The organism is Miniimonas sp. S16 (assembly GCF_057748195.1).
In genome coordinates, this window is sequence record NZ_CM173242.1 from 2,386,239 (window position 1) to 2,399,647 (window position 13,409).

Consider the following 13,409-nt stretch of genomic DNA (forward strand, 5'->3'; position numbering starts at 1 on the left):
AACTGTGCGCGGCGCTCTTAGCCGCGCGTCGGGCCCGGTCCGCCACTAGCCTCTCGCTCGTGACGACGACGTCAGCACGCGCGGGGGCCTATCACCACCTCTGGGCCAAGTCGCTGAGGACCGAGGACGGTGGCCCGTGGCGGTGGTCGTCACTGTGGACGCACCTCACCGACACCGCCGCCGTCATGCGCCTGCTCTGGGACTGGGCGGGCGCACCGGTTCGCCGTGTCATCGCCGCCGACGCCGCCGGCGATGACACGGCCGCGCGCGAGGTCGCCGTGCTTGCCGCGAGCCTTCACGACATCGGCAAGGGGACACCGGCCTTCGCGGGCCAGGTCGAACCCTTGCGGATCGAGCTCGAACGCCAGGGCTATCGCTGGCCCGCCGGCTACGACAGCGCGCACTCGCGCGATCTCCCACACTCCGTCGCGGGCCATCACCTCGTCGAGCAGATGCTGATCGGGCGAGGTGTCGACAAGGTCAGCGCTGAGGCTTTCGCCGTGATCATCGGAGGCCATCACGGCGTTCCGCCGACCAAGTCGGAACTGAACGACGTCTTCGATCGCGCCCATCTGCTGGGCGACGGCGCCTGGCGGGAGGCTCGCGTAGAGCTCGTCGAGGACGTCGTGCAGACTCTAGGTCTGGAGGCTGCTCTCGACTCCCTGGCGACCGTTCGACTCTCCGACGCGAGCCAGATCCTGCTGACCGCCCTCGTCGTGATGGCCGACTGGATCGCCTCGAACGCGGACCTCTTCCCGCTCGTCCCCATCGGCACCCATTGCCAAGGCGATCCCACCGAGCGGGCCGCTCGTGCCTGGCGCGAGTTTGGTTTCCCAGAACGGTGGCTGCCCACCACCGAGGCGCTGACCGCAGACGCGACCGCCCTGCTGCGCGCCCGGTTCGGCGTCGACTACGAGGCGAACCGGCTGCAGCAGGCGGTGCTGGAGGCGGCCCGCGGCATGGCGGAACCCGGGCTCCTCCTCATCGAGGCCGTCATGGGGGGCGGAAAGACCGAGGCCTCCCTGCTCGCCGCGGAGGTCTTCGCCGCGAAGTTCGGCTGTTCGGGAGTCTTCTACGGTCTACCCACCCGGGCGACCGCGGACGCCATGCTGGACCGCGTCCTCGTCTGGTGGCAGAACGTGCCCGGACTCGACCGGGGTGACCGCAACATCGCGCTGCGGCACGGAAACGCCGGCCTCAACGACACCTACCGGGGTCTGCCGCGGCGATCCCGGCGCGACGAGACCAACTCAATCGCCTCGAGCGTCCCGGAGGAGGCGCCGCTCGAGGGCTCCCACATCCTCGACGTCGGACGCGACGAGCCCAGCACCCCGCTGTGGGACGGGCGCAGAACCATGGACGGCACCGCCGTCGCCCACTACTGGACGAGCGGCCGCAAGAAGGCTGCGTTCGCCGACACCGTCGTCGGAACCATCGACCACGAGCTCCTCGCGGCGCTCCGGTCGCGACACGTGGTGCTGCGGCACCTCGGCCTCGCTCGTCAAGTAGTGGTCCTCGACGAGGTGCATGCGGCCGACACCTGGATGTTCGTCTACCTCGAGCGCGCTCTCGAGTGGCTGGGCCGCTACGGCGTCCCCGTCATCGCGATGTCTGCCACGCTCCCCCCGGATCAGCGCCAGCGCCTCGTGGACGCGTATGAGAACGGCCGTCGATGGGTCCCGCCGTCCCACGAGCGGCGCGAGACGTTCGGCGAGCTTCCGCAGGTGCCCGTTCACGACGCGTACCCGCTCGTCACGGCGCTGAGCGCGGCCTGCGTCACGCAGCGGTCGGCCGACCCAGGAACCCCGCGCCCGGTGTCGATGGCATGGCTCACCGACGACGTCGACCATCTCGTCCGCGAGATCGAGCCCGTCGTCACGGCCGGGGGCTGCGTGCTCGTCATCCGCAACACGGTGCGTCGCGCGGTGGAGACCTACCGCGCGCTGCAGCCGGTCTGGGGTGAGGCGGTGACCCTCGCCCACTCGCGGTTCATCGGGTTCGACCGGCTACGCAAGGACGACTGGCTGCGGAGCACCTTCGGGAGGGGCGACGGCGATCGCTCGGGTCGGATCGTCGTCGCTACCCAGGTGGCCGAGCAGTCACTCGACATCGACTTCGATCTCCTCGTCACCGATCTCGCGCCGATCGACCTGATCCTGCAGCGGGTGGGGCGGGTGCATCGACACCTCGAGCGCACGCGCCCGACGGCGGCGCAGACGCCCCGTTGCCTCGTCACGGGCGTCGCACCGCGCGAGAGAGGGGATGTCCCGGAGGTCGACCGCGGCTCCGCGTACGTCTACGGGGAGTACCGGCTGCTGCGCAGTGCAGCGCTACTCGACGAGATCGTCGCCGCGGGCGGTCACGTCACCCTTCCGAGTGACGTGCCGAGCCTCGTGCGTCGCTGCTACAGCGACGAGCCGGTGGGCCCCCCGGTATGGCAGCTCGCACTCGATGCCGCGAGGTCGAGGGCAGAGACCGAGCAGGCCGCCCTCGTGTCGGCCGCCGGTGTCTATCGTCTGGTCGGGCCGGGGAAGCGCCGGAGCCTGATCGGGACGCTCTCGGTCTCGGTCGGCGAGGCGGAGACGTCAACGGACGTCGCGCGCCAGGTGCGGCGATCCGACGGTGGGTTCGAGGTGGTCCTGCTGCGCTACGCCGTCGACGGGCTCTCGTTCCTGCCCCACCTGGGCGACACGCGGCGGATCCCGACCGACCGGGTGCCGGAGCGCGACGTCGTGCGGCTGCTGGCTCGCTCCATGGTGCGCGTGCCAGCTGTCGTGACGTCGCGGCCGGAGTGGACGGACCGGGTGCTGAACGATCTGTCGCGGAACTATTTCAGCGCCTGGCAGCGAGATGCGGTGCTCGGTGGGCAGCTCATTCTCCTGCTGGACGAGAGCAATTGTGGAACACTCGGTCCATTCCAAGTGACGTACCACGACGAGGTCGGGCTGGGGGTTCAGTGGTGAGCGGCGGGGGCGCGTTCAGCCTTGTCACGCAACAGTGGATGGCGGTGCTCGACAACCGGGGCAGGTCGCGGGAGGTCTCGCTCCAGCAGCTTTTCGAGGAGGCCGGTTCGTTCCGCACGCTCTCCGGAGAGCTGGCTACGCAGGACGTCGCGGTTCTCCGCCTCTGCCTGGCGATCCTTCAGCGTGCACTCGACGACGAGTATCCCGAGCGCGCGGACGACGTGCCCGAGGTCCTCGAGAGGCTGGACGACGAATGGGACTCGACGGTCGTCCCTGCCGTGCTGGGCTACCTGGAGAGCCACGCGAGCCGGTTCGATCTGTTCGACCCGTTCGCGCCCTTCTTCCAGGTCGCCGGAATGCACACCACGAAAGGCGAGTTCTCCGAGCTGAACAAGCTCATTCTCGACATGCCGGCAGGCAAGCCTTTTCTCACCTCGCGTTCGGCCACGGCCGCGCGTCTCATCACGCCCGCGGAGGCGGCTCGCTGGCTCGTGCACCTTCAGGCGTTCGATCCGTCCGGGATCAAGACCGGCGTCGTGGGGCACCCGCGCGCGAACGGCGGAAGGGTGTACCCGGAGGGCGTGGCCTGGACCGGCCAGCTGGGTCTCGTGCACCTGCTGGGTGGGACGATCCAGCAGACCCTCCTGCTGAACCTCTGGGCCGTGCGCCTCGATCCCGAGACCCGAGCTCGAGACCTGCCGCCCTGGGAGCGTCCGGTCGCCGCCCTGGAGCCGACGCCTGACCTTCTGCAGCGCCCGACCGGTCCGGTGGACCTCTACACGTGGCAGTCCCGCCGGGCCCTCCTGCGGGGCGGACCCGACGGGGTGACCGGGGTTCTGGTCACGTACGGTGACCGATTCCTGATCCAGGAGCGTCAAGGCGTGACCGATCTGGAGCCCATGTCGCTGTGGCGGTACTCCAAACCGCAGACAGCGAAGTACAAGTACTCGGTGCAGATGCCCCGTAAGCATCGAGAAGGGGTTGCGTTGTGGCGTGGCCTTGCCGCCGTCGTGCCTCGCGAGAACATGCGCGGCGCCGACGAGGATAAGCCAACTCTCCTCGTCGAGCATGCGGCGAGTCTGGTGGGGTCGGGGCTGCTTCCGGATCGGGTGGTGCGCTACCGAGCGGTGGGAGCGGTGTACGGGGCGCAGGAGTCAGTCATCGACGAGGTCGTCGAAGACTCTCTGGATCTGCCTGCCGCGGTGCTCGATCGCCAGGCGCATGCGCTGCGCGGCGTCGCACTCGACGCTGTCCATGCCGCGAACCAGGGCGTGATCGCGCTCGCGCGGCTGGCGCGTGGACTGGCGACGGCAGCCGGGGCCGGGCGTGACGAGGCCGTCGGCCCAGGCGAGCGCGCATTCGAGAGCGGATGGTCGGCGCTGGACGAGCCGTACCGGCGATGGCTGGTCGAGACGCTCGCGCACTCCGTCGACGAACCTCTCCTTGCGCAAGGCGCTTGGCACCGCCTTGCGTGGCAGACGCTCGCGGGGATCGGCCACACGCTTGTGGCGAGCGCACCCGACAAGGCCTGGCTCGGGTTCGGCGGTGCGGGCAAGCGTGACGACGTCGGAGCCGTCTACCGGCGGTTCCAACGCGGACTCGGCGCCGCGCTCCCTCATGCGTGGCCGGCGCGTGGCGAGACCTACGCACACGTCGGCTCAGCGCCCGCCCCACTACTCACCGAGGAGGAGTCGTGACCGAGAGAACGCCCGACGGCGTGACGCAGTCACCGAAGGGCGCTCGCCCCCCGCAGCCCACGCCCCGCCGCACAGCGCTCGGTCACGCGGTGGCCGACCGGACACGCCTTCTCCAGCGTCTCAGCAACGAGAACGTGCCGAGCGCCGTGGCGACACTCGCCGTGCTGCGACGTGCCGTCGGTGCCGAACCCGGCGCCGATCCGCAGGTCTGGAGCGACACGCTGGGCCTCGTCCCTGACAGTGCGTTCGACCCACGCAGCGACGAGCCGAGCGCAGCGGAGCTGGCCGCGCACCACGCCATGACCCTGTTCGCGCTGCACCGGCAGGGCCGGGTCGAAGGCGCACACGTCGACGGCACGGCGCCCGGGATCGCCTTCGCGCGTGCCGCGTGGGCGCGGCGGGGCCCCGACGGCGAGTCCGAGGGCGTGCGGCGCCGGTTCGACGCCATGGTCACGGCGCCGACCTCCGCGGAGTCGGCCGGCCATCTACGAGGACTTGTTCAGCTGCTGCGTGCTGAGGACATCGGCCTGGACTACGGACTGCTCGCCGAGGACCTCGCCGACCTCTGGTCGGTGCACGGACAGAACAGGACACGGCTTCGGTGGGCCCGGCAGTATCGCGCTGCCGCTGGGTTCGGCGAGATCACGCTCCCCGGCTCGACCGCCACCGGCGAGGACACCCCGACTGCTCTCTCGACCACCGCGACCAAGGAGTGACATGACCAGGACCTTCATCGACGTGCACATCCTGCAGACCGTTCCGCCGAGCTGTGTCAACCGCGACGACACAGGAAGCCCGAAGAGCGCGCGCTACGGCGGTGTGAAGCGCGCCCGCGTGTCCTCGCAGGCCTGGAAGCGAGCCACTCGGAAGGCGTTCGACGACCTGCTCGAGGCGAGTGATCTCGGGGTCCGCACCAAGAGAGTGGTGGACATGGTCACCGAGGACCTCGTCGCGTCGGGCGTCTCCTCGGAGGACGCGGAGCCCCTCGCGACCGCGGCCGTGCTGTCCTCCGGGCTCAAGCTGACCAAGGCCCGGAAGGGAACACGTCAGGAGACCGAGTTCCTCGTCCTGGTGTCCTGGCAGCAGGCGCAGGCTCTCGCCGGTCTCGCTCGCGCCGCACTCGAGTCGGCCGGCGGTGAGATCACCGGCGCTCTGGCCGACCTGAAGTCGGCCGAGGGGAAGCGTGCGGCCAAGAGGATCCTGCAGCAGGGCAACTCCCTCGACCTTGCTCTGTTCGGCCGCATGGTCGCCAACGACACCGACCTGAACGTGGACGCCACCTGCCAGGTGGCGCACGCCCTGTCGGTCCACGCTGCGGACTCGGAGTTCGACTACTTCACAGCGGTGGACGACCTGAAGGTCGGCGCCGATGACCCGGACGGAGCGGCCGACGCCGGGGCAGGAATGATCGGGACGGTCGAGTTCACGTCCGCGACGCTGTACCGGTACGCGAGCATCGACGCCGTGCATCTCGCGGAGGCGCTGGGCGACGCCGAGATGACAGAGCGCGGGATCGCCGCGTTCCTTCAGGCGTTCGTCACGTCGATGCCGACCGGGAAGATCAACACGTTCGGCAACCGGACGTTGCCCGAGGCGGTGGTCGTGAGCATCCGCGAAGACCAGCCTGTGTCGTACGTGGGCGCGTTCGAGACTCCGATCGAGTCGAGGACCGGCTACGTGGTGCCGGCCGCCGCGGCGTTGCGGGACTGGGCCACCGACACGTCCGAGGCCTACGGAGTCGATCCGGTGGCGACGTGGGTGGTCGGAGTGGGCGCGGCCGGGGACTCGCTGGCCGGGCTCGGCGAGCGACTTCCGTTCGCGCAGCTTCCGGACGCCGTCGCGCACGCTGCCGTCGCGCGGGTCAGGGAGTCCGTGTGACGACCCTCCTGCTCCGCCTCGCGGGGCCGCTCCAGGCATGGGGCACCTCGTCGAAGTTCGCGTACCGCTTCACCGACCCACAGCCGTCGAAGAGTGCAGTCCTCGGGCTGCTGGCCGCTGCGGACGGGCGACGACGCACGGACGACATCGAGGACCTGCTCGGGCTGAAGTTCGGCGTGCGTTGCGACCAGCCAGGAGCGGCGGTACGGGACTTTCAGACAGCACGCGCGTTCGACGAGAGCTACTCGCTCCCGCTCACCTACCGGTTCTACCTGGGTGACGCGGTGTTCGTCGCTGCTGTGGAGGGTCCCGACGCGCTCGTCCGACGGCTCGCCCAGGTCGTCAGGCAGCCCTCGTTCCCGCTCTACCTCGGTCGACGCTCGTGCCCGCCGAGCCGCCCGCTCGTGATCGGCACGACAGCGCTGCCGCTGCGGGAGGCGCTCGTCGCCGCGGAGTGGGAGGCGTCGCCGTGGTACCGCAGGAAGCTGCGCGACGGCGAGCACCGGGTCGAGATCGTGCGCGACGCCGAGGAGGGCGAGTCCGCCACAGGGTTCGTTGCCGACACCCCGGTCACGTACGACCCCAGCCACCGACGTTTCACCTCTCGCGCCGTCGTGCGCGAGTGGTGCGTTGCGGGTGGTGCGGACGGGGGCACGGCGCGGGCGGAGACTTCGCCTCCGGACGTCCACCCCGCGCCGAGCGCCCGGTCGGGTGGCCGGAGCAGTGAGCGGCGAGTCACCACCCACTCCCCTACGGACTGGTGGCTGCCGCGATGAGCACGTACTTCACCAGGATCGCCATCAACCCCCGTCGCCGCGGCTCCCACCGAGTCCTGGGCTCTCCACACTTCATGCACGGTGCCGTCGGAAGCTGCTTCGCGCCCACGGCACCTCCCGAGCGTCCGCTGTGGCGAGTCGACCGGACCACCCAGGGCGTGTTCCTCTACCTCGTGAGTGACGTCGCGCCGGACCCGACGTCGTTCGTCGAGGAGTACGGATGGCCGCTGGCGGGAGGGTGGGAGACTCGGGACTACGCTGTCGTGCTGGACGCCGTGCGGAACGGACGTCAGTTCGCCTTCCGGCTCACTGCGAATCCCGTGCACAACGTCCGGATGCCGGGTCGCTCGGGTGAGCCCGAGCCGCAGCGGACCACGCGGCTCTCCCACGTGACGGCGACCCAGCAGCTGAAATGGTTCACGGAGCGCGCGCAGGGTTGGGGCATCTCGGTCGGTGACGACGACGCGCCCTCGGTGGAGATCGTCGAGCGGGCCTTGCTCACATTCGGGCGTCAGGGACGCAAGGTGACGATTGGCACCGCCGTGTTCGAGGGTGAGCTCACGGTGACGGACGAGGGCGAGCTCCGTCGGCGACTGGTGACTGGCTTCGGCCACGCGAAGGCGTACGGGTGCGGGCTGCTGACGCTGGCTCCCTCCGACTCCCACCGTCCGTGACATGAACATTCCGGGCGCGCGGCCGCCGACGCCCCAGGAGCTCGTTCGCGTCGCGGAGCGCATCACGTTCTTGTACGTCGAGCACGCGCTGGTCAGTCGGAAGGACTCTGCGATCACGCTCACGAGCGATCACGGCGTCGTTCACGTGCCGGCAGCACAGCTGACGTGCCTGCTCATCGGGCCGGGATGTCGCGTCACACATCACGCGGTGATGCTCATCGCGGACTCGGGGACCAGCGCGGTGTGGGTGGGGGAGCGCGGTGTGCGGTTCTACGCAGCGGGGCGTGGGCTCACACGGTCGAGTCGAATGGTGGAGGCTCAGGCTCGTCTCGTGACGAACACCCGACTGCGCCTCGCCGTCGCTCGTCGGATGTACGAGATGCGCTTCCCGGACGAAGACGTCTCTCAGCTCACGATGCAGCAGCTCCGCGGACGTGAGGGGGCACGCGTGCGGCGCATCTACCGCCAGGAGTCTGTGCGCACCGGCGTGCCCTGGAACCGTCGCGACTACCGCCCCGATGACTTCGACGCCTCCGACGATGTGAACAAGGCTCTCTCGGCCGCCAACAGCGCGCTCTACGGCGTCGTGCACGCCGTGCTCGTCGCGCTGGGATGCGCTCCCGGCCTGGGGTTCGTGCACACGGGCGGTGACCTCGCGCTCGTCCACGATGTCGCGGATCTCTACAAGGCGGAAACGTCCATCCCCGTGGCTTTCGACGTCGTGGCAGCCCAGCCGAGCGACGTCGCCGCGCACGCTCGGCGATCCATGCGTGACGCGATGGTCGAGGCGAAGGTGCTCGAGCGGTGCGTTGCCGACGTTCGCCGGTTGATCCTGAGCGACGCTGAGGCGGCCATCGACGACGAGTGGCGCAACGTGGTGGCGCTGTGGGACGGGGGATCGGGAACGGTCAGCGGCGGCACGAACTATGGGCAGGGCATCGAGGACGAGCTGGTCGACTGGTGATCGTGCTGGTGCTCACCGCTGTCCCGCCTTCCTTGCGTGGCGTGCTCACCCGGTGGCTCATCGAGATCGCGCCCGGAGTCTTCGTGGGGAAGGTCTCCGCGAGGGTGCGCGACCTGCTGTGGGAGCGCGTCGTCGACGGCGTCGGGCGGGGAAGAGCGATCCTCGTTCACTCCGCGAGGAACGAGCAAGGCCTCGACTTCCGTGTCCACAACCACGAGTGGCACACGGTCGACTACGACGGGATCAGCCTGATGCTGCGGCCCCACGACGAACGGCGCGGGGCGGACGCCGCTAGATCGGGCCCTGCATCGCGAGCGTCGGTCCGCGTCGACTCTTCGGCTGCAGGGACCGCCCCCCGAAACTGGAGCTACGCCGAGCGGCGACTGCGGGGTCCGCGCGCTGGGAAGTGATCGCGCGCGGAGCGGCCGCGAAGTAAGGTCGCAGGTCAGCAAGTGTGCTCCCCGCGCGAGCGGGGATGGCCCCTCGCGGACCCCGTAGTCGACGTTGCCCCAGATGTGCTCCCCGCGCGAGCGGGGATGGCCCATCACATCCGCGCCAGCATCACCGCCGCACGCGGTGCTCCCCGCGCGAGCGGGGATGGCCCCCGATACGCGCCCAGCGTCGGCATCGGAGACCCGTGCTCCCCGCGCGAGCGGGGATGGCCCCATCTGAGCGGCCCGGATTGCGACCTTCGTCGCGTGCTCCCCGCGCGAGCGGGGATGGCCCGGTCGACGCGCTGGCGGCCCTGCGGAAGATGCGGTGCTCCCCGCGCGAGCGGGGATGGCCCCCAGGGCCGGTTCGACCACCCGCTCGACCCAGGGTGCTCCCCGCGCGAGCGGGGATGGCCCCCCTTCCGCGAAGGGTGAGGCAACTCCCCTTCCGTGCTCCCCGCGCGAGCGGGGATGGCCCCAGGTCCAGGAGTGCGTCGACGACGTCCGCGATGTGCTCCCCGCGCGAGCGGGGATGGCCCCTGCTGGTCGATCCGGGCGTACTCCTCGATCTCGTGCTCCCCGCGCGAGCGGGGATGGCCCTCAACCTCCCCTCAAGTACCCTCGGTCGTACGCGTGCTCCCCGCGCGAGCGGGGATGGCCCCGCGACCGGCAGGATCGTCCCGATGCACTCCCGGTGCTCCCCGCGCGAGCGGGGATGGCCCGTTCGCGAACGGCGCGACGATGCAGTTCAAGGCGTGCTCCCCGCGCGAGCGGGGATGGCCCCCGACCGGGGTCCACCCGTCCGCAGGGAAGGGCGTGCTCCCCGCGCGAGCGGGGATGGCCCCCTGCACCAGCCAGCGAGAACTCAGCAGGCTGAGTGCTCCCCGCGCGAGCGGGGATGGCCCCACCCTCTCGGTCAAGCACCGCGACGGGCAGTAGTGCTCCCCGCGCGAGCGGGGATGGCCCCTTCTCCGTCCCCGGGCCGGGCCTGGGAAAAGGGTGCTCCCCGCGCGAGCGGGGATGGCCCGGCCGCCGGCGTGAGCCAGCGCGACCTCTCCGAGTGCTCCCCGCGCGAGCGGGGATGGCCCCCCACATTGCCTCCACGCCGGCGTGCCTTGCTGGTGCTCCCCGCGCGAGCGGGGATGGCCCCCAGTACAGGCAACCGGCCATGACGACCGTGAAGTGCTCCCCGCGCGAGCGGGGATGGCCCCGTAGCGGCCCGGCCGCTCGGTGTCTCCCGAACGTGCTCCCCGCGCGAGCGGGGATGGCCCTGTGGAGCGGGTGGAGGCGTCGGGGCAGGGGTGGTGCTCCCCGCGCGAGCGGGGATGGCCCCTCGAGTCGGGGATCGGCCGGGTGAACCCGCGGGTGCTCCCCGCGCGAGCGGGGATGGCCCGCCGCCGATGATCGCGGAGGTCGTCTCCGACGCGTGCTCCCCGCGCGAGCGGGGATGGCCCGTGGCGGGGTCCTCGACCGGCTCCACCCACCACGTGCTCCCCGCGCGAGCGGGGATGGCCCCATCCGCCTCATCGACGCCTGGTGGGCCGCGCGGTGCTCCCCGCGCGAGCGGGGATGGCCCGGCGTTCGCTGTAGTGCCAGCCGGGGGCACGATGTGCTCCCCGCGCGAGCGGGGATGGCCCCTCCTCGAGGTACCGGGGGCGGCCCATGCCCTGGTGCTCCCCGCGCGAGCGGGGATGGCCCCCACCGAGGGGTCGACAGCGGTCAGCAAGGGGCGTGCTCCCCGCGCGAGCGGGGATGGCCCCTGCAACGGACAGACGTGCATCTGCACGTTCCGGTGCTCCCCGCGCGAGCGGGGATGGCCCCGACTCCGTCGAGCTCGACAAGTCCTTCACCGAGTGCTCCCCGCGCGAGCGGGGATGGCCCCAGGTAGATGTCGGTGAGGTCGGTGAGCGTGGTGTGCTCCCCGCGCGAGCGGGGATGGCCCCAACGAGTACGCGATGACCGTCACCGACGTGTGGTGCTCCCCGCGCGAGCGGGGATGGCCCCCGCCGCCGACCAGGGACGTCTTGAACTCGTCGGTGCTCCCCGCGCGAGCGGGGATGGCCCCCAGCCGGCCACGACGGAGATGCCGTCGAAGGCGTGCTCCCCGCGCGAGCGGGGATGGCCCCCGTATGCCTACACAGGTGGTTGTTTGGCCATTGTGCTCCCCGCGCGAGCGGGGATGGCCCCGGGGTATGGGACGCCTCGCCGCTGGTGACGCTGGTGCTCCCCGCGCGAGCGGGGATGGCCCCGGGCTGCCTGTCCGCTCAGGGAAGCCGGAGGAGTGCTCCCCGCGCGAGCGGGGATGGCCCCGCCGTGAGCACGAGGCGATGAACCGCGACCCAGTGCTCCCCGCGCGAGCGGGGATGGCCCGGCGTGCGCGGCAACGAAGTCGGAGGTCACGAAGTGCTCCCCGCGCGAGCGGGGATGGCCCCCGACTCCCAGAAGGATACGAATAGCAGAGGGGGTGCTCCCCGCGCGAGCGGGGATGGCCCCCGGTGCGCGAGACCCTGCACCCACGCCCAGCCGTGCTCCCCGCGCGAGCGGGGATGGCCCGTACGTCCGCTCGCGCGCCTTCCGCGCCTCCGAGTGCTCCCCGCGCGAGCGGGGATGGCCCCGGCCCAGCTCTGCCACCGTCGGGTCATCCCTGGTGCTCCCCGCGCGAGCGGGGATGGCCCGCGGGGTCATGAGACGAGGCCTTCGAGGTCGAGGTGCTCCCCGCGCGAGCGGGGATGGCCCCGGCTTCGGCAGGTACAGGAGCGCCGTCAGCACGTGCTCCCCGCGCGAGCGGGGATGGCCCGGCCGTGACCGCCGCCTCTAGGTACGGGTGCCAGTGCTCCCCGCGCGAGCGGGGATGGCCCCTCACCGAGCAGCTCGGGCTGCCCGTCGACCTGGTGCTCCCCGCGCGAGCGGGGATGGCCCTCGTCTCCGACGTGAACCTGTCGGGCGCCGTACGTGCTCCCCGCGCGAGCGGGGATGGCCCCGACTTCAGTGAAGGACTGACAAAAGTAAATGAGTGCTCCCCCGCGCGAGCGGGGATGGCCCCCATGTGGCTACGGATGAGAGTCCGTATCGTCAGTGCTCCCCGCGCGAGCGGGGATGGCCCCCGTCCCAGTAGTCGAGAATGTCAGACGTGTAGGTGCTCCCCGCGCGAGCGGGGATGGCCCCCGTCGCCAGGGACTGATTCCGTGACGCGCCGTGTGCTCCCCGCGCGAGCGGGGATGGCCCCCCTCGAAAGCTCGACCCATGAAAGGAGACACCGTGCTCCCCGCGCGAGCGGGGATGGCCCTCCAACCCAACCAGCACAATCCCTACCCCCGGAGTGCTCCCCGCGCGAGCGGGGATGGCCCGCCGCCCGCGGACCTGTCGTACGGCAACAAGCGGTGCTCCCCGCGCGAGCGGGGATGGCCCCCAGCCGCGCTCTCGGCGCAACGTGGATCTGCGGTGCTCCCCGCGCGAGCGGGGATGGCCCGCGGGCCCTGGACGTCCTCGACAGCCAGGACGCGTGCTCCCCGCGCGAGCGGGGATGGCCCCTCGCTCACCCATGCGGTGCGGGCGCCGGGCCAGTGCTCCCCGCGCGAGCGGGGATGGCCCCGGCCGCGCCCCCTTCACCCTCGCCGACATCCGGTGCTCCCCGCGCGAGCGGGGATGGCCCCGAGGCGGTAGGTGCCGCGCTCTCCGGTGGGGGGTGCTCCCCGCGCGAGCGGGGATGGCCCGGAGGACCCCATGGCCACCACCTCCCAGCGAGCGTGCTCCCCGCGCGAGCGGGGATGGCCCTCAATCCCTCGCTCGGACTTCTGGGCATCGTGCGTGCTCCGGCCCGTGGCGGGGTCCTCGACCGGCTCCACCCACCACGTGCTCCCCGCGCGAGCGGGGATGGCCCCATCCGCCTCATCGACGCCTGGTGGGCCGCGCGGTGCTCCCCGCGCGAGCGGGGATGGCCCGGCGTTCGCTGTAGTGCCAGCCGGGGGCACGATGTGCTCCCCGCGCGAGCGGGGATGGCCCCTCCTCGAGGTACCGGGGGCGGCC

The 13,409-nt window shown here is 71.4% G+C and carries 8 protein-coding genes and 2 CRISPR repeat arrays (1 of these 10 only partly in view); all 8 genes read left to right on the forward strand.

Going from position 1 to position 13,409, the window contains the following annotated elements:
- Positions 1 to 59 precede the first annotated feature (59 nt).
- The 8 genes from AC3AQ1_RS10410 to cas2e are packed head-to-tail and all read left to right on the forward strand — an operon-like array spanning position 60 to position 9,362.
- Entirely contained in the window at positions 60 to 2,963 is a 2,904-nt protein-coding gene (locus tag AC3AQ1_RS10410; protein WP_108718911.1) for a CRISPR-associated helicase/endonuclease Cas3, read from the forward strand.
- 38 nt (positions 2,964 to 3,001) lie between these two features.
- Positions 3,002 to 4,660, forward strand: a complete 1,659-nt coding sequence (casA, locus tag AC3AQ1_RS10415; protein ID WP_159096502.1) for a type I-E CRISPR-associated protein Cse1/CasA — start codon at positions 3,002 to 3,004, stop codon at positions 4,658 to 4,660.
- Entirely contained in the window at positions 4,657 to 5,376 is a 720-nt protein-coding gene (casB, locus tag AC3AQ1_RS10420; RefSeq protein ID WP_159096503.1) for a type I-E CRISPR-associated protein Cse2/CasB, read from the forward strand. Before casA ends, casB begins: the two co-directional genes overlap by 4 nt.
- Before the next feature lies 1 nt (position 5,377).
- Positions 5,378 to 6,538, forward strand: a complete 1,161-nt coding sequence (cas7e, locus tag AC3AQ1_RS10425; protein ID WP_108718913.1) for a type I-E CRISPR-associated protein Cas7/Cse4/CasC — start codon at positions 5,378 to 5,380, stop codon at positions 6,536 to 6,538.
- On the forward strand, positions 6,535 to 7,314 hold the full coding sequence (cas5e, locus tag AC3AQ1_RS10430) for a type I-E CRISPR-associated protein Cas5/CasD (protein WP_159096504.1): 780 nt from the start codon (positions 6,535 to 6,537) through the stop codon (positions 7,312 to 7,314). Before cas7e ends, cas5e begins: the two co-directional genes overlap by 4 nt.
- Positions 7,311 to 7,988: a type I-E CRISPR-associated protein Cas6/Cse3/CasE gene (cas6e, locus tag AC3AQ1_RS10435; protein ID WP_159096505.1), complete on the forward strand. Its 678-nt coding sequence runs from the start codon at positions 7,311 to 7,313 to the stop codon at positions 7,986 to 7,988. Before cas5e ends, cas6e begins: the two co-directional genes overlap by 4 nt.
- A 1-nt stretch (position 7,989) precedes the next feature.
- Positions 7,990 to 8,952 (forward strand): type I-E CRISPR-associated endonuclease Cas1e, encoded by a 963-nt coding sequence (gene cas1e, locus AC3AQ1_RS10440; RefSeq protein WP_108718916.1) that lies wholly within the window; start codon positions 7,990 to 7,992, stop codon positions 8,950 to 8,952.
- Positions 8,953 to 8,954: 2 nt separating this feature from the next.
- Positions 8,955 to 9,362: a type I-E CRISPR-associated endoribonuclease Cas2e gene (gene cas2e / locus AC3AQ1_RS10445; RefSeq protein WP_234417466.1), complete on the forward strand. Its 408-nt coding sequence runs from the start codon at positions 8,955 to 8,957 to the stop codon at positions 9,360 to 9,362.
- A gap of 44 nt (positions 9,363 to 9,406) precedes the next feature.
- Positions 9,407 to 13,158: direct repeats of the CRISPR family, unit length 28 nt; unit sequence GTGCTCCCCGCGCGAGCGGGGATGGCCC.
- 77 nt (positions 13,159 to 13,235) lie between these two features.
- Positions 13,236 to 13,409: a CRISPR direct-repeat array (repeat unit 28 nt; unit sequence GTGCTCCCCGCGCGAGCGGGGATGGCCC); it runs 1,320 nt beyond the window's last position.